This is a genomic window from Nocardiopsis sp. NPDC101807 (assembly GCF_044766605.1).
GTDB classification, from domain to species: Bacteria; Actinomycetota; Actinomycetes; order Streptosporangiales; family Streptosporangiaceae; genus Nocardiopsis; species Nocardiopsis tropica.
Window position 1 is genome coordinate 21,599 of sequence record NZ_JBIWMK010000002.1, and the last position, 16,915, is coordinate 38,513.

Annotated in this window: 10 protein-coding genes and 1 CRISPR repeat array; of the genes, 2 read left to right on the top strand and 8 right to left on the bottom strand. The window is 76.3% G+C overall.

The window, feature by feature from the left end; translation table 11 throughout:
• The first annotated feature begins 39 nt into the window (after positions 1-39).
• Together ACIRPH_RS05310 and ACIRPH_RS05315 are read left to right on the top strand one after the other, a co-directional pair.
• On the top strand, positions 40-7,767 hold the full coding sequence (locus ACIRPH_RS05310; RefSeq protein WP_402909604.1) for an amino acid adenylation domain-containing protein: 7,728 nt from the start codon (positions 40-42) through the stop codon (positions 7,765-7,767).
• 54 nt (positions 7,768-7,821) lie between these two features.
• The gene (locus ACIRPH_RS05315) at positions 7,822-8,031 is read left to right on the top strand and encodes an MbtH family protein (RefSeq protein WP_267949778.1); all 210 of its coding nucleotides are present in this window, start codon (positions 7,822-7,824) and stop codon (positions 8,029-8,031) included.
• A gap of 431 nt (positions 8,032-8,462) precedes the next feature.
• Positions 8,463-9,408: a CRISPR direct-repeat array (repeat unit 29 nt; unit sequence GTGAGCCCCACGCACGTGGGGATGGACCG).
• 207 nt (positions 9,409-9,615) lie between these two features.
• Here ACIRPH_RS05315 and ACIRPH_RS05320 read toward each other — a convergent pair.
• The 8 genes from ACIRPH_RS05320 to ACIRPH_RS05355 all read right to left on the bottom strand — a co-directional run bounded on the left by ACIRPH_RS05320 (position 9,616) and on the right by ACIRPH_RS05355 (position 16,913).
• A complete protein-coding gene (locus ACIRPH_RS05320; RefSeq protein ID WP_402909606.1) occupies positions 9,616-9,774 on the bottom strand; it encodes a hypothetical protein in 159 nt (52 codons plus the stop codon).
• 122 nt (positions 9,775-9,896) lie between these two features.
• Positions 9,897-11,300 (bottom strand): nucleotide pyrophosphatase/phosphodiesterase family protein, encoded by a 1,404-nt coding sequence (locus ACIRPH_RS05325; RefSeq protein WP_402909608.1) that lies wholly within the window; start codon positions 11,298-11,300, stop codon positions 9,897-9,899.
• 26 nt (positions 11,301-11,326) lie between these two features.
• Positions 11,327-12,493 carry a metabolite traffic protein EboE gene (eboE, locus tag ACIRPH_RS05330; protein ID WP_402909610.1) on the bottom strand — a complete coding sequence of 389 codons (1,167 nt, stop codon included), beginning with the start codon at positions 12,491-12,493 and terminating at the stop codon, positions 11,327-11,329.
• Positions 12,490-13,365, bottom strand: coding sequence for a TatD family hydrolase (locus tag ACIRPH_RS05335; RefSeq protein WP_402909612.1), 876 nt, complete (start codon positions 13,363-13,365; stop codon positions 12,490-12,492). Before ACIRPH_RS05335 ends, eboE begins: the two co-directional genes overlap by 4 nt.
• The gene (locus tag ACIRPH_RS05340) at positions 13,365-14,033 is read right to left on the bottom strand and encodes an EboA domain-containing protein (protein WP_402909614.1); all 669 of its coding nucleotides are present in this window, start codon (positions 14,031-14,033) and stop codon (positions 13,365-13,367) included. Before ACIRPH_RS05340 ends, ACIRPH_RS05335 begins: the two co-directional genes overlap by 1 nt.
• Positions 14,030-14,884, bottom strand: coding sequence for a sugar phosphate isomerase/epimerase family protein (locus tag ACIRPH_RS05345; protein WP_402909616.1), 855 nt, complete (start codon positions 14,882-14,884; stop codon positions 14,030-14,032). The genes ACIRPH_RS05340 and ACIRPH_RS05345 overlap by 4 nt, the downstream gene beginning before the upstream one ends.
• Positions 14,881-15,759, bottom strand: a complete 879-nt coding sequence (locus ACIRPH_RS05350) for an SCO3242 family prenyltransferase (RefSeq protein WP_402909619.1) — start codon at positions 15,757-15,759, stop codon at positions 14,881-14,883. The genes ACIRPH_RS05345 and ACIRPH_RS05350 overlap by 4 nt, the downstream gene beginning before the upstream one ends.
• Positions 15,756-16,913: an inositol-3-phosphate synthase gene (locus ACIRPH_RS05355; RefSeq protein ID WP_402909621.1), complete on the bottom strand. Its 1,158-nt coding sequence runs from the start codon at positions 16,911-16,913 to the stop codon at positions 15,756-15,758. Before ACIRPH_RS05355 ends, ACIRPH_RS05350 begins: the two co-directional genes overlap by 4 nt.
• Positions 16,914-16,915 lie beyond the last annotated feature (2 nt).

The following is a 16,915-nucleotide window of genomic DNA, read 5'->3' on the forward strand; positions in this document are numbered from 1 at the left end:
TCCACCACCCCTGCGCACACGAGGACCGACACACCGACCATGAGCGACGCCCCCGTTGACCACACTTCCGAGCTCGACCGCGCCAGGGCCCGCGAGGAGGTCCTGCGCCGCCTGCGCGAGCGCGGCGGGGGCGGCCAGGACATCCCCCGCGTCCCCCGCGACCGCCCGGTCGCGCTGTCCTTCGCCCAGCAGCGGCTCTGGGTCCTGGACCAGATGCGGCCGGGGCGCACCGACTACAACTCCGCCCTGGTCCTGCGACTGACCGGTGACCTCGACGCCGGGGCGCTGAGACGAGCCCTGACCGCGCTGGTGCACCGGCACGAGTCCCTGCGCACCACCTTCACCGAGGTCGACGGCGAGGGGATGCAGGTCGTCGGCGCACCCTACGAGGTGGACCTCCCCCCGACCGTGACCGGCGGACGCGAGGAGTCCGCCGAGAGGGCGGCCCACGAGTACGCCCTGCCCTTCGACCTGGAGCGCGGCCCCCTGATGCGGAGCCGGCTCCTGGTGGAGGGACCCGACAGCCACGTGCTGGTGCTGTGCCTGCACCACATCGTCACCGACGGCTGGTCCCTGGACCTGCTGCGCGGCGAGCTGGACACCCTCTACCGCGCCGCCACCGCCGACCCCGGCCGCGCCCCGGACGCCCTGGCCGCCGACCTGGACCCGCTGCCCGCCCAGTACGCCGACTACGCCTCCTGGCAGCGCTCGCGCCTGGCCGGGCCCGCCCTGGCCCGCTCGCTGGACCACTGGCGCCGCAGACTCGCCGACCCCCCCGTGCTGGAGCTGCCCACCGACCGGCCGCGGCCGGCCGTGCGCGACGGCGCGGGCGACACCCTGCCCTTCTCCCTGCCCGCTCCGCTGGTGCAACGCCTGGAACGCCTGGCCTCCGGACGCGGCGCCCACCTGTCCACGGTGCTGCTGGCCGCGGCCCAGGTGACCGCGGCCCGCTGGAGCCGCAACCCCGACGTGGTGCTGGGCACCGTCGCCTCCGGGCGCGAGGACCGACGGCTGCACGGGATGACGGGCTTCTTCGTCAACACCCTGGCCGTGCGCCAACAGGTGGACGAGGAGCTGTCCTTCGCGGAGCTGCTCGACCGGACGCGTGCCGGGTTCCTCGCCGACCTCGACCACGGCGAGGTCCCCTTCGACACGGTCGTGGACGCCGTCCTGACCGAACGCGACCCCGCGGTGCCGCCGCTGGTGCAGGCCGCGGTGGTCTTCCAGAGCGCCCGGACCCCCGGGGAGGCGGGCCTGGGCGACCTGGACGTGGAACCGGTGCAGGTGCGGCGCGGCCAGTCGGTCTTCGACCTGACCCTGGAGTTCCGCCCCGGCCCCGACGGCGTCGCGGGGTCGGCCGAGTTCGACACCGCCCTGTTCGACCGTGCCACCGTGGAGGGTCTGGTCGCGGACCTGGTGCGGGTGCTGGAGGACACCGAGGACCCCCGCCCCCTGCGGGCCCTGCCCCTGAGGGGCCGCGGGCGGTCCCGGGAGCCGGAACGCTCCCGGACCGGTGCGCCCGGTCCGCGTCCGCGCCCCCTGCCCGACCTGTTCGCGGAGCAGGCCCGGTTGCGCCCCGCGGACCCCGCGTTGGTCGACGCCGACCGCACCGTCTCCTTCGCCGAGGCCGACGACCGGGCCGCGCGCACGGCCCGTCGCCTGCGGGAGCTGGGCGTGCGCCGGGGCGACCGCGTCGGGGTGTGCGTGGAGCGGGGCACGGCCCTGGGCGAGGCGCTGCTGGGCGTGGTGTACGCGGGAGGGGTCTACGTGCCCCTGGACCCGGAGTACCCGGCCGAGCGGTTGGCCACCGTCCTGGAGGACGCCGCGCCACGCGCCGTGATCGTCGACGCCGCGTCCGCCCCCCGGCTGCCCGCGGGCCTCCCGTCGCTGGACGCGGCGGACCCCGCCGTGGCCCGGGCCGAGCCGCTGCGCGAGGCGCTGCACCCCGAGGACCCCGCCTACCTCATCCACACCTCCGGCTCCACCGGCAGACCCAAGGGCGTGCTGGTGGCGCACCGCGGCCTGGCCGCCCTGGCCGCCACCCAGGGCGAGCGCATGCGTGTGGGCCCCGGCTGCCGGGTGCTCCAGTTCGCCTCCCCCAGTTTCGACGCGGCCATCGCCGAGATGACGGTCGCCCTGCTCAACGGGGCCGCGGCGGTACTGCTGCCACGCCCCTCCCTGATGGGGGAGGGGCTGCCCCGCGCCCTGCGCGAGCACCGCGTCACCCACGTGACGCTGCCCCCGGCGCTCCTGCCCGGCCTGTCCCCCGGGGAACTGGGACCGGTGGAACACCTGCTCGTGGCGGGCGAGGCCTGCCCCGGCGAGCAGATCGCCCGCTTCTGCGACGACCGCGCCGTGTACAACGGCTACGGGCCCACCGAGTCCACCGTGTGCGCCACCATCAGCGCCCCGCTCTCGGGAGCGGGAACCCCCGCCCTGGGCGACCCGGTGGCGGGCACCCGTGTCCGGGTCCTGGACCGGTGGCTGCGCCCGGTGCCCGACGGCGTCCCCGGCGAGCTCTACATCAGCGGCGACGGGCTCGCCCACGGTTACCTCGGGCTCCCCGGCACCACCGCGGAGCGCTTCGTCGCCGACCCGGACGCCGAGGGCGGGCGCATGTACCGCTCCGGCGACCTGGTCGTGCGCCGCCGCGGACGGCTGGAGTTCCTGGGCCGCACCGACGCCCAGGTCAAGATCCGCGGCCACCGCGTCGAACCGGGCGAGGTCGAGCACGTGCTCACCCGCCTCCCCGAGGTGGAACGGGCCGTGGTGGTGGTCGACGGCACCGGCTCCTCGCGCCGCCTGGTCGCCTACGCCGTCCCCGCCCCCGGACGCGCCACGAGCCCCGAGGCCCTGGAGCGGGCCGCCCGGTCGCTGCCCTCCTACCTGGTCCCGGCGGCCTTCGTCGTCCTGGACGACATCCCGGTGACCGCCAACGGCAAGACCGACCGGCGCGCGCTGCCCGCCGTGGACTGGACCGGGCGCTCCGGGAACGGGTACACGGCCCCGCGCACCGCCGTGGAGCGGGAGCTGGCCGCGGTGTGGTGCTCCCTGCTCGGCCTGGAGCGTGTCGGCGTGCACGACGACTTCTTCCGTGCGGGCGGCGACTCCGTCAGCGGGGTGCGCATGCTCGCCCGCGCCGCCGACCGGCTCGGCGCCCGCCCCCCGCTGCGCGCGCTGTTCGAGCGGCCGACCGTCGCCGCGCTGGCCGAGCTCTACGAGGGCCCCGGCGAGCACCGCTCCGCACCCGTGCGCGTGGAGCACGGGGGAGCGGCGCCCCTGTCCGCCGCGCAGCGCCGGATGTGGTTCCTGGACCAGTACTCGCCGGGAGGGGCCGGGTACAACTCCGGCGGCGCGCTGCGCCTGTCCGGGGCGTTGGACGTCCCGGCGCTGGAGCGCGCACTGGACGCCCTGGCCGCGCGCCACGAGGCGCTGCGCACGGTCTTCCCCTCCCGGGACGGCGCGCCCTGCCAGGTCGTGCTCGACGCCTGCGGCCTGCCCCTGGCCACGGTCGACCCGGGCGGCGCCCCCGGGGGCGGGCGCGAGGAACGGCTGGACGCGCTGCTGGAGGAGTTCGCCTCCCGGCCCTTCGACCTGGCCCGAGGCCCCCTGACCCGGGTGATGCTGGTGCGCGTGGACGAGGGCGACCACGTCCTGGCGATCACCATGCACCACATCGTCACCGACGCCTGGTCCATGTCGGTGCTCGTCGGGGAGCTGGGGGAGCTCTACCGGGCCGCCCGGGAACGGCCCGGCGCCCCGGCCGGGGAACTGCCCGGGGCCGCGGGCCTGCATCCGGTGCTCCTGCGCTCCACCGACGTGGCCGTGTGGCAGGAGGAACGGGCGCGCTCGGGGGCCTTCGAGGAGCACCTGCGGTACTGGCGCGACCACCTGGCCGGGGTCGAGCCCCTGGAACTGCCCACCGACCGGCCCCGGCCCGCCCAACGGCGCGGCCGCGGCGCCGCGCGCTCCTTCGAGGTCCCCGCGCGGGTGCGCGAGCGCGTGCGCGAACTGGAGTCCGAACACGGCCTGACGCTGTTCATGGTGCTGGTCGCGGCCACCGCGCTGACGCTCGCGCGCCACAGCGGCCGGCACGACGTGGTGATGGGCACGGTGACCTCCGGACGCGACGGCGCCGACCTGGAGAACGTGGTCGGGTTCTTCGTCGACACCCTGGCCCTGCGCCTGCGGGTGGACCCCGACGCGTCCGCCTCCGCGCTGCTGGCCGACGTGCGCGCGACCGTCCTGGCCGCGTTCGAGCACGGCGAGGCGCCCTTCGACGCCGTCGTGGACGCGACCGGGCAGGAGCGCGACCCCTCCCGCCCCACCCTGGTCCAGGCCCTGGTCACGCTGCGGAACACACCGGGCTCCCCCTGGAAGGCGGACGGCCTCGACGCGCGCCCCCACGCCGTCGCCCACCGGCACACCCAGTTCGACCTGACGGTGGAGTTCGCCGAGGAGGACGGGCGGCTGCTGGGCGCGGTGGAGTACGACACCGACCTGTTCGACGCCCGCACGGCCGACCGGATCGCCCACCACCTCGCCGCCACCCTGGACCTGCTCTCCCGTGCCCCGCACGCGCGCGTGCGGGAGCTGGACCCCCCACCCGCGCCGGACGAGGCCGAGGCCCTGCGCTCCTGGAGCACGGGCGCCCCCGGGCACCCGCCGGCGTCGGTGCCCGAGGTGTTCGGCGAGCGGGCGCGCGCCCTGCCCGACGCGCCCGCCCTGGCGGGACCCGGCGTGACGACGACCTACGCCGAACTCGACCGGGCCTCGGCGGCCCTGGCCGGACGGCTGCGCTCGCTGGGGGTGGGGCCCGAGACCCCCGTGCCCCTGCTCCTGGAGCGGGGCCCGCACGTGGTCACCGCGATGCTCGCCGTGCTGCGCGCCGGGGGCGCCTACGTCCCCGTGCACCCCGACGACCCCGCCGAACGCGTCCGCCTCCTGGTCTCCGAGACCGGGGCCCCGTGCGTGGTCACCGACGCGGCCTGCGCCTCCCGGGCGCCCTCCGCGGTCCCGGCGGTGCGGGTCGACGCCCTCGACCCCGTGCCGGACGCCGGCGCCCCCGTCGAGGGCCTGGACCGGGCCCACCCCGACCAGCTCGCCTACGTCATGTACACCTCGGGTTCCACCGGGACGCCCAAGGGCGTGGCGGTGACCCACGCCGACGTGGTGCGCCTGGCGGCGGACCGGCGCTGGTCGGGCGGGCACGCCCGGCGCACGCTCTTCCACTCCTCGCACGCCTTCGACGCCGCCACCTACGAGATCTGGGCGCCCCTGCTGACCGGCGGCGCCGTCGTGGTGGCCCCGCCGGGCCGACTGGACGCGGACGGCTTCGCCGCGCTGGTCTCCGGGCACGGGGTCAGCGCCACCTTCGTCACCGCGGCGCTGTTCAACCTCTACGCCGCCCAGGACCCGTCCTGCTTCGCGGGGATGGAGCAGGTCGTCACCGGTGGCGAGGCGGCGAGCCCGCACGCGGTGGAACTGGTGCGGCGCGCCTGCCCGGACACGACGGTGGCCAACGGGTACGGGCCCACCGAGACCACCACCTTCGCCGCCCACCACGCGCTGCCCCGCGAGGGCGCCACCCCCGACCCGGTGCCGATCGGCCGACCCCTGGACGGCACGCGGCTGCACGTGCTGGACGAGCGGCTGCGGCCGGTGCCGGTGGGCGCGATCGGCGAGCTGTACGTGGGCGGGCGGGCCACGCGCGGCTACCACGGCCGACCGGCCCTGACCGCCGAACGCTACGTGGCCGACCCCTTCGGCGACGGCGGTCGGCTCTACCGCACCGGCGACCTGGTCCGCTGGAACAACTCCGGGGAGCTGGAGTACACCGGCCGCGCCGACTCCCAGGTCAAACTGCGCGGGTTCCGCATCGAGCCGGGCGAGGTGGAGGCGGCCCTGCTGCGCCTGCCCGACGTGGAGCAGGCCACCGTCCAGGTCCGTCGCGCCGCCTCGGGTGCGCGCGGCCTGGTCGCCTACGTGGTTCCCCGCGAGGAGGGCGGGACCGGCCTGCCGGACGTGCGCGAGCGGTTGCGCGAGACCCTGCCCGACTACATGGTCCCGGGGGCCGTGGTGCCCCTGCGGGCCATCCCCCTCAACGCCAACGGCAAGGTGGACCGGGCGGCGCTGCCCGAACCGGACGAGTCCGGCGACCGGGAGCGGGAGGACACGGCGCCGCGCGGCGCCACCGAAGGGGCGCTGGCGCGGATCTGGTCGGAGCTGCTGCACGTGGCGGACGTGGGCCGCCACGACAACTTCTTCGCCCTGGGCGGCGACTCGATCCTGAGCATCCAGATGGTCTCGCGCGTGCGCGAGGCGGGGTGGAACGTCACCACCCGCGACGCCTTCCTGCATCAGACGGTCGCCGACCTGGCCGCCGCGGCCGACCGGAGCGGGACCGTCGGCGGCGCCGGCGTGCGGGCCCCGGTCACCGGCCCCGTCCCGCCCACCCCCGTGGACCGCTGGTTCTTCCGCACCCGCCCCCGCCGCCCCGAGCACTTCGACATGTCGCTGCTGTTCGAGGTCGCCGAGGGCACCGACCCCGACCTGTGGGCGCGGGCCGCCGACAGCCTGCCCGCCCACCACGCCATGCTGCGCCTGAGGGTCGTCGACGACGGGGACGGCCCGCGCGGGCTCCTGGACGCCGACACGCCCCACCGTGCCCGGGTGGTGCGGGTGGACGGAGAGGAGCTGGAGCGGGCGGTGGAGCGCGAGGCGCTGCGCGCACGCCACCCCGAACGGCTCGCACGGGGGCCGTTGTTCGAGGCCGTGGTGTTCGACGCCGGTCCCGGACGCGCCCCGCGGGTGCTGCTGTCGGCGCACCACCTGGTGGTCGACGCCGTGTCCTGGCGGGTGCTGCTGGAGGACCTGGCCACCGCCTACGGACAACTGGACCGGGGCGAGAAGGTGGACCTGGGCGCGCCCACCACGCCCTTCCCGGAGTGGGCCCGCCGCCTCGGGGAGCACACCGCCCGGGGGGCCTTCGACGGGGACGCCGGCCACTGGTCCGACCTGGCGGCCCGGGCCGCGGACGCGCGCCTTCCCGTGGAGCTGGACTCCGGACCCGACGACGTGTCCTCGCAGCGGGTCCTCACGGCCTCCCTGTCGGCCGAGGAGACCGCGGTCCTGCTGCGCCGGGTGCCCGGCAGCCTGCGCAGCAGCATCGACGACGTCCTGCTCGGCGCTCTGGCGAAGGTGCTGACCGGCTGGAGCGGCTCCCCCCGCCTGCTGGTGGCCAAGGAGGGGCACGGGCGAGAGGACCTGTTCGACGACGTGGACCTGTCCCGCACGGTGGGCTGGTTCACCGCGATCCACCCGGTGCTGCTGGAGGTCCCAGCGGACGCCGACACCGCCGGGGCGATCGCCGTCGCGCGCGGGCTGCGCCGGGCCGCCCCGGACGGGATCGGCTTCGGGGCGCTGCGGGAGCTGGCCGGGGGGCGGGCCCACGCGGCACTGGCCGCGATGCCCGAGCCGCCGGTGACCTTCAACTACCTGGGGCGCTTCGGCGACCGGGGCGGGGGGCCGGTGGGGCGTCCGCTGCCCCTGCCGCCGTGCGACCACGCCCCGGACGAGGAGCGCACCAGCCTGTTCGACGTGACCGGCGCCGTGGTCGGGGAGAGGCTGGAGCTCTCCTGGACCTACTCGGCCCACCGGCACCGGACCGCGACGGTCCGGGCCCTGGTCGACGAGTACGCCGAGCGGTTGCGCGCACTCGTGCGCGATGCAGGACGCGGACGCGCGCGGGACCGCCGCGCGCGCTGACGGTGTCGCGCGAACGGCGCGCGAGACCCACGACGACAAAGGAGAACGATCGACGTGAGCAACCCCTTCGACGACGAGGACGGCCGTTTCCTGGTGCTGGTCAACGACGAGGGACAGCACTCCCTGTGGCCCGCCTTCGCCGAGGTGCCCCGGGGGTGGCGGGTGGCCCAGGGCGAGACTTCCCGGGCCGAGGCGCTGGAGTACGTGGAGCGCGAGTGGACCGACCTGCGCCCGGCGAGCCTGATCGCCGCGCAGGAGGGCTGATCGCGCCGGGACGCGCGGAACCGGCGCCCGGGCGGTGGCCCCGGGCACGCGTTCCGCGCGTCCCGCCGCGCGTCCCGCCGCACGTGCCTCGGTCTTGCGGGGCGGTGCTTCGAGGACCTGGCGACCTCACCGATCCCCGCAGGGCCCGGCCTCCGGCTGCGGCACCTGATGCACAGGCTCGGATCCACGCCCCGACTGCTGGAGCAGGCGGACACCGGCGTGGAAGCGGACCGGTCCATCGGGTACGTGCTCGGCAGCGATGGGCCCGTCGACCTGGACCACCACCCCCTCGGCACGTGGGTGGTCACCCGCCCGTTCACGGAGTCGGTGGCGTGGCCGTCCACGGGCACGGGGGAGCGCCGCCACATGGTGGAACACCGTCCGGTAGGTCTCGCGGAGATAACGCCCCGCGTTGTCGCAGGTAGTGAAGTGTGAGCCCCACGCACGTGGGGATGGACCGCCGCGCGCCGGGTGCTCCGGACCTGGAGCCGGGTGAGCCCCACGCACGTGGGGATGGACCGCCGGCCCGGAGCGGCCCGGTCCCCGGGGTGCCGTGAGCCCCACGCACGTGGGGATGGACCAGAGGGCATACGCGCACCGTACCGGTACCGCCCCGTGAGCCCCACGCACGTGGGGATGGACCGCGGATATGGGGCGCCCGCTCACCGGAGAACCAGGTGAGCCCCACGCACGTGGGGATGGACCGGAGGCCAGGAGGTGGCTGACCAGCCGCTGCGCGTGAGCCCCACGCACGTGGGGATGGACCGGTCAGGTCCTGCAGCGTCCACTCCTCGCCGCTGTGAGCCCCACGCACGTGGGGATGGACCGCCCAGGTCGACGACGGCCTCCACCGTCAGCCCGTGAGCCCCACGCACGTGGGGATGGACCGCGGCCGCCCCCGGGGCGGACACGCCGGAGCTGGTGAGCCCCACGCACGTGGGGATGGACCGTCCTGCCGCATGAACCGGCCGGTGATGACGTCGTGAGCCCCACGCACGTGGGGATGGACCGGCGGTGACGTACCGGCCCGCCCGCCGGGGTCCGTGAGCCCCACGCACGTGGGGATGGACCGGACACGGCCGTGGCTGAAGTCCACCCCCTCATGTGAGCCCCACGCACGTGGGGATGGACCGTTCACTCCCTCGATCGAGGGGCGGATCAGCGTGTGAGCCCCACGCACGTGGGGATGGACCGCTCGGCGACTGGCCCGAAGGCAAACCCAACACGTGAGCCCCACGCACGTGGGGATGGACCGCTTCATCAGCGGAACGTTCGCGAACCCGGCCAGTGAGACCCACGCACGTGGGGATGGACCGGCGGACGGGCACGAGCGCGTCGGCGAGGTCGAGTGAGCCCTACGCACGTGGGGATGGACCGTACACCGGCCGCCAGGTGTGGGCGTGCGCCGAGTGAGCCCCATACAGGTGGGGGACCGTCCCTGGCGGACGAGGGGGTCGGCCTGCCTGTGGCCGGGAGCCCGGCCGTCGCCCCCGAGCCCGGCCGTCCTCGCCGGCGGTCACGACCCCGGGGACGACGAAGGCGCCGACGAGAAGCCGTCGGCGCCCGAAGGGCGGTGACCCCGTCCTAGTGCCCCGCGTGCTCCTCGTCGGCGCTGACGATCAGCGCGTAGGCCTCGGCGAGGTCCTTCACGTCTTCGGCCTCCTCGGCCTCGGGAGCGAGCTCCACGATCTTCTTGAGGATTGCCTCGCGTGCCTGGGCCTGGATGTCCTGCGATTCGGTCATACGCCAACCCTAGACCCGGGAGCGGACATGTCCGGCCACTTCCCCCCTCCACCGGCAGGAGCCGCCCGGGCGGTGGTTCCCCCGCACGCGGAGGGACCACCGCAGCCGGCGACGGCCGGGGGTCAGGGGAGGGCGGACGGTCCCGCCGGTGCCGGCACACCGGCGAGACCGAGTATGAGGTCGCGGACCTCGGTGGCCGCGACGCGTTCCCGGGCGGAGCCGGGGTCGGTGCACAGCACCAGGGGGCCGTCGTCGGGGTCCTCGTGCGCGCGCCCGTGGGTGCCGCGCACACAGCCCGGGTCGAGCGGGACCACGTTCATGGCGTAGCGCAGACCGGCCTTCTTGCGCACGAGGTTGGCCGCCGCGCGCGCCTTGACGAACGGGTCCGCGGGATCCAGGAAGAGCTCGGCCGGGTCGTAGCCCGGCTTGCGGTGGATGTCCACGCCCCGCGCGAAGTCCGGCGCCGCCCCGTCGCGCAGCCAGTAGTAGTAGGTGAACCAGGCGCCCGGGTCGGCCACGAGGACGAGCTCGCCGGAGCGCTCGTGGTCCAGCCCGTGCTCCGCCTGCCCGTCGCGGTCCAGGACGAGGTCCACCCCCTCCACCCCGGCGAGGAGGCCGGCGACCGCTGACACGTCGCCGGGGTCGCGGACGTACACGTGGGCGCACTGGTGGTCGGCCACCGCGAAGGCGCGCGACTCCCACGGGTCCAGGTACTCCATCCCGTGCTGGGTGTGGACCTCCAGCAGCCCGGCCTCCCGCAGCACCCGGTTGACGTGCACGGGCCTGTCCGCGGGGGTGATGCCGTACTCGCTGAGGACCATCACGGCGGTCCCCGAGCGCTCGGCGTCGTCCAACAGGGGCGCCAGGGCCGCGTCCAGGTCGCCCACCGCCCGGCGGGCCTGCTCCGAGCCGGGGCCGTACCGCTGCAGGTCGTAGTCCAGGTGGGGGACGTAGCAGAGGGTCAGGTCGGCCCGCGGCATCAGCCTGCGGGTCGCGGCCACGATCCACTCGGTGGAGCGGATCGACGCGGTCGGCCCCCAGTAGTGGAAGAGCGGGAAGGGTCCCAGCTCCGCGGTCAGCTCGTCGTGGAGCGCGGGGGGACGGGCGTAGCAGTCGGGGGACTTGCGCCCGTCGGCGTGGTACACCGGCCTGGGGGTGACGGTCCAGTCGGTGGTGGCGCCCATGGCGTACCACCAGCACACGTTCGCGGTGCGAAAACCCGGCCTGTGGCGCCGGGCGGTCTCCCACACCTTCTCCCCTCGGACCAGGCGGTTGTGCTGGCGCCACAGGTACACCTCGCCCAGGTCCCGGAAGTACCAGCCGTTGCCGACGGCGCCGTGCCCGGCCGGGGTCAGGCCGGTCAGGAACGTGGACTGGACGGTGCAGGTGACAGCGGGCAGGACGGTCTCCAGCGGGGCCTGCCAGCCCTTCTCGGCCAGGGCGCGCAGTCGGGGCGCGTGTCGCAGCAGCCGGGGCGTGAGCCCGACCGCGTCGACGACGAGCAGGCGCGGTTCCTCCGTCGGCATACGGGTGTCCCTTCGTCTGGCGGGGGTCAGAGGACGGTCAGGCCGAGGCCGGTCATGCGGTCGCGGGCCCAGGCCACCTCGGCGGCGATGCCCTCGGTGAGCCCCTTCACGTCGGTGGGGCGCGACGCCTCGGGCAGCACCGACCAGGTGTAGGTCTCCACCTCCACGTGGTCGGTGCGCGCGCCGCCGGGGCCCAGGAGGCGGCGCAGGGTATCGGTGAGGTGGTCGGTGGTCCCGCGCAGCGGGGCGGCGGCGGGGGCGTGCAGGGGCACGTGGAAGTGGGTGCGCCAGGGCCTGTCCGCGGGCAGGGGGTCGGCGCCGCCCAGGGCCTCGTGCAGGTCGTCGCGGCCCTCCCGCGCACCGTCCTCGCCGCGGGCGCGCGTCTGGTGCAGGAAGCGGTCCTCGGTGAAGGCGGCGAGGGCCTCGCGGGCGGCCGGGTCGGCGGGGTCGGGGACCTCCACGGCCGCCGACGCCTGGGCCTTGACCACGGGCAGGCCCGCGGCGGAGAGCCTGTCCATGGCCGCCCCCGGTTCCTCGAAGGCCGTCGCGAGGTGGCAGGTGTCCAGGCACACGCCCAGGTGCGGCGGCGGGTCCGCCAGGAGCCGGGCCGCGTCACGGGTGGACTCGACGACGCACCCGGGCTCGGGTTCCAGCCCCACCCGCACCGGGCGCTCCCGCCGCGCCAGGTCCTCCAGCGCGGCGGAGAGCTCGTCCAGGTGCGCGCGGGCGGCGGCGAGGCGGCCGGGGTCCCACGGCGCGCGCCAGGCCAGGGGGAGGGTGGAGACGCTGCCCCGCGCGGCGTCGTCGGGGAGCAGCCGTGCCAGCACCCGGGCGCAGTCCACCGTGTAGTCCAGCCTGGCCCGGTCGGTCCAGTCGGGGCCGTACACGGCGTGCTTGACCACGGGCGCGTGGAACCCGGTGTAGGGGAAGGCGTTGAGGGTCACCGTCTCCAGCCCCGCGGCCCCCAGCTCCGCCCGCAGCCGGTCGGTCAGCCCCGGGTCCGCCGCCAGCTCCCGGGCCAGCGGGGCGGGCAGCCACAGTCCCAGGCCGAGCCGGTCCGCGCCCAGGGCCTCGCGCACGCCGCCGCCGTGGACGCGGATCTGGCGCAGGACGCCGTCCAGGTCCTCGGCCGGGTGCACGTTGGTGCAGTAGGCGAGGTGGACGACCGTGCCGTCGGGGTGGCGCAACCTCACGAGGCGCCCCCGTCCGCGCGCTCGCCGCGCAGGACGGAGTTGCCGGAGTAGGTCGCGGCGCGGTCGGTCCCGGGCACGTCGTCCAGCAGCAGGCGTCCGCTGCGTCCGTAGAACTCGACGGGGTTGTCCCACAGGACCCGTTCGACGTCCCGGCCGGTGAAGCCCGCGGCGAGCATGGCCTCGCCGGTGCGCAGGGTGGCGAGCGGGTCGCTGCGGCCCCAGTCGGCGGCCGAGTTGACCACCATCCGCTCCGGGCCCCACTCGGACAGGACGCGGACCATGCGCTCCGGGCTCATCTTGGTGTCGGGGTAGATGGAGAAGCCCAGCGTGCACCCCGACTCGTGCACCATCGCCACGGTGGCCTCGTTGAGGTGGTCCACCAGCACCCGCTCGGCCGGGATGCCGGACTCGGCGACCAGTCGCAGGGTGCGGCGGGTCCCGGCCACCTTGTCGCGGTGCGGGGTGTGCACCAGGACGGGCAGCCCGAACTCCGCGGCCAGCTCCAGCTGGTGGCGGAAGGCCTTCTCCTCCTCCGAGGTCAGGGAGTCGAAGCCCACCTCCCCGACCGCCACCACGCCGTCCTTGGCCAGGTAGCGGGGGAGGAGGTCCAGCACCCCTCGCAGGCGGGGGTCGTTGGCCTCCTTGGGGTTGAGCGCGATCGCGCAGTGGTGGCGGATCCCGAACCGCTCGGCCCGGAAGCGCTCCCAGCCCACGAGGCCGTCGAAGTAGTCGCGGAAGGAGCTCACCCCGGTCCGGGGCTGGCCCAGCCAGAACGCCGGCTCGACCAGGGCGCGAACCCCTGCGGCGTGCATCGCCTCGTAGTCGTCGGTGGTCCGTGAGGTCATGTGGACGTGCGGGTCGAAGATACGCATCACGCCTCCGTTCGTCGGGTGTCCGGGCGGGCGGCCCGGTCGGGGAAGTGGCGCAGCACGAGGTGGACGTCGGCGGGGACCTCCCGGCCCGCCAGGGCCCGCTCCTCGGCGTGGTCGGCGCACATGCGCGCCAGCTCGGCGTCGGCCCGCTCGGGCACCCCGGCCGCCGTCCCCAGCGGAACCCCGGTGAACAGGCACTTGAGGACGCCCTGGCGCCAGGAGTCCGCGTCGAGCAGGGCCGTCGCCGCGCTGGAGGCCGCCGCCGCGATCAGCCGGGTGTCGTTGGTGCGCATCGCGTCGGCCAGCAGTTCGCGCGCCGCGCCGGCCAGCTCCTCCCGGCCGGTGTCGAGCACGTCCAGGCCCCGCAGGACGGCGCGCCGCTCACCCGCGTCACCGTGGTGGTACAGGTCGCGGACCTCCTGGGCCAGCTCCGCCGGGGCCAGGGCCCCGGCCAGCGCGGCCAGCAGCTCCACGCGCACCATGTCCTCCAGGGTCGGCCCGGCCACCCCGTCGGGGTCGCCGGACGGGCCCGGCCCCCGCGCCACGCTCCTGGCCGCCGCGGGGAAGAGCACGGCGATCCGGGCGGGCCGCTCCCGTACCTGCGCGACCCGGGCGGCGAGGGCCTCGCGCGCCTCGGCCGTGCCCAGGAAGGCGTACCGCCCGCTCACACCTCCGCCCTCCGGGCCCGGGAGGCGGCCAGCGCCCGGGTGAGCGCGCGGATCGACCGCTCGGCCACCACGGGGGCGGCGTGCCCGTGGCGGGGCAGCTCCACCGACGCCAGGCCCCGGTAGCCGACCGCCTCCAGGGCTCCCAGGACGCCGGGCAGGTCGATCTCCCCGTCGCCGAACTCCAGGTGCTCGTGGACGCCCGGCCGCATGTCGTCCAGCTGGACGTTGGCGATCAGGGCCCCGGCGCGCCGGACGGCGCCCTCGGGGCCGTCCGGTTCGTTGCACACGCCGTGCCCGACGTCGACGGTCAGCCGCAGGCGCGGCGGGTCGCCGAGCCGGCCGCGCAGCTCCAGCGCGTCGGCCACCCGTTCGGCGAACATGCCGGGCTCGGGCTCGAACGCGCAGTCCACACCGTGGTCGTCGGCGGCGGCCAGGACCCGTTCCACGCCCGAGGTCAGCCGCGCCCAGCCCTGCGCCCGGCCCACCCCCGCGGGCAGGACGCCCGACCAGAAGGAGACGGCCTCGGCCCCCAGGTCCTCGGCGATGCGCACGGCGCGGCACAGCAGGTCCACGCGCCGCCCGGCGCCCTCGTCGGAGACCAGGGTGGGTTCGTGCTTGCGGCGCGGGTCCATCAGGTAGCGGGCGCCGGTCTCCACGACCACCGCCAGGCCCAGCTCCGACAGCCGTCGGCCGATCCGGGCCGTGCGCGTGAAGGCGTCCGGGGCGAAGGGGTCCAGGTGCGGGTGGTCCAGCGTCAGCCCCACCCCCTCGTAGCCGAGGTCGGCGAGGAGGGCGAGCGCGTCGTCCAGCCGGTGGTCCCCGAAGCCGTTGGTGCCGTATCCGAACCTCACGTGAACGACACCGCCTCGGACGCCCGCGCCGCCACGGGCGCGCCGAGGACCAGCGCGCACGCGGTGCCCGGCGCGCCGTGCCCGGCCAGCAGGGCCGCCTGGAGCGGGATCATGCCCCGGATCCCCTCACCCGTCGCCGCGCGGGCGTTGTGCGCCTCGGGTTCGACCAGCGCCCGGACCTGGGCGGAGCCCACCCTCACCGCGAAGAGCCCCGCGAGCGCCCCCGCCAGGACCCTCTCCGGGGTACCGCCCGCCGCACGTCCGCGGGCGGGCCGGGCGGGCGCGGCTGCGAGCGCGGCGCCGGCCAGGGTGCACAGCAGCGCCCCCGCCGCGACGGCGGGCCGTGTCCCGTGCACCTCGCCCCGGCTCAGGGCGGTCACCCCGAGCGTGTGGACGGCCAGCGCCAGCGCGGGCCCGGCCGCGTCGGCGGGGCGCGCGCCCGCGCCCAGCAGCACGTCCAGCCCCCGGGCCGCCGCCATGCCCAGCGGGGCCAGCGGGGTCCGCTTGAGGAGGAGGTCGTAGCCCCACACGGTGGCGGCCAGGGCCGTGGCCACCCCCGCGGCCCGGCGGCCGCCCGCCGCCGCGGCCAGGCCCATGCCCGTGACGGTCAGCCCCGAGGCGACGGCCAGGGCCTCGCCGGGGAGCACGGCCCCGGAGGGGATGGGGCGTTCTGGGCGCTCGACCGCGTCCACCTCCCGGTCCGCGTAGTCGTTGAGGGCCATGCCCGCCCAGTACAGGCAGACCGAGGCCGCGGGCAGCGCCCAGGCCCCGGGGCCGCGCAGGCCCCCCGCCGCCGCGGCGCCGGCCAGGGTGTCGCCGGGAACGCTCAGCGCCGCGGGCAGGCGTACCAGCCTCGCCAGGTCGCGTGCTCTCATTCGGCCTCCTCCACCGGTGCCGCGCACCAGGACGTCAGGGCCCGCCACTGTTCGGCGAGGCCGTGTTCGCGGGTGCCCACGGGGTCCTTGAAGAAGAACGCCAGCTCCGGCAGGGGGCCGGACCGGCCCTGCCGGTGGGCGTGGGCGGCCAGCCGCGCCAGGTCCAGCACCAGGGGCGCCGCCAGCGCGGAGTCGTAGCCCGACCAGGTGAACTGCAGGGACATCCGCGCCCCCAGGAACCCCTCGAACGAGACGTGGTCCCAGGCGACCTTGGCGTCCCCCAGGTCGGGGACGTAGTCGATATGCAGGGGCCCGTCCGGCCCGTGGCCGAGCATGTGCTCCAGCCCCCGGGCCTTGGAGGCGAGCTTGCTCTCGGCGTTGGCCGGGTCGGCCAGGGTGGCGCCGTCGCCGCCGCCGAGCAGGTTGACCGACGACCACGAGCGCACGTGCAGCGCCCGGGAGGCGAACATCGGCGCGAGCGCGCTCTTGACCAGGGTCTCCCCGGTCTTGCCGTCGGAGCCGGCCCACGGAACGCCCGAGCGGTCGGCGAGCCGCGCCAGGGCGGGCAGCCGGGGGCCGGTGTTGGGCGTGAACTCCACGAACGCGCAGCCCGCGCGCAGGGCCGCGTACGCGTACGCGGAGCTGGCCGGGATCCGCGCGGTCCCGGCGTCCAGTGCCGCCTCCAGCGCGTCGGCGTCGGTGTGCTCGGGGTACGCGCCGGGCCGTGGCTCGGTGCTGGACAGGTCCACCACCACGACGCGTTCGAGCGCCTCCCGCTCGGAGAACCCGCGCAGGTCCGCCTCCAGGCGGTCCACGTCCCCGCGCCGGACGCCGCCGGAGACGTCGTCCAGGCCCCGGAGCAGACCGCGCTCGGTCCGGTCCAGCCCGTCGGCGAGGGCCGACGGCAGGTGCGCGGGCAGCACCCCGGCACGGGCCAGCCGCTCGGCGCGCTCGCGCAGGCTGACCTCGGACACGTCGTGGCCGCCGAAGACCAGGTCACCGATCCCGGGCAGGCGCGCCCCGGCGAATTCGGGCCGCTCGGTCACGCACCCCGTCCGCCCGGCGGCGCCGGACCGCACCGCGAGGGCGCCCAGGACGGCGGTGGTCGCCACCGACCCCCGGGCCCCGATCAGCCATACTCCGACTCGCGTCAACG

Excerpts from the sequence above, each read along its gene's own strand:
- ACIRPH_RS05325 (WP_402909608.1), bottom strand. The coding sequence starts at position 11,300 with ATGCCGACGGAGGAACCGCGCCTGCTCGTCGTCGACGCGGTCGGGCTC.
- ACIRPH_RS05350 (WP_402909619.1), bottom strand. The coding sequence starts at position 15,759 with ATGAGAGCACGCGACCTGGCGAGGCTGGTACGCCTGCCCGCGGCGCTG.
- ACIRPH_RS05310 (WP_402909604.1), top strand. The coding sequence starts at position 40 with ATGAGCGACGCCCCCGTTGACCACACTTCCGAGCTCGACCGCGCCAGG.
- ACIRPH_RS05335 (WP_402909612.1), bottom strand. The coding sequence starts at position 13,365 with ATGCGTATCTTCGACCCGCACGTCCACATGACCTCACGGACCACCGAC.
- ACIRPH_RS05320 (WP_402909606.1), bottom strand. The coding sequence starts at position 9,774 with ATGACCGAATCGCAGGACATCCAGGCCCAGGCACGCGAGGCAATCCTC.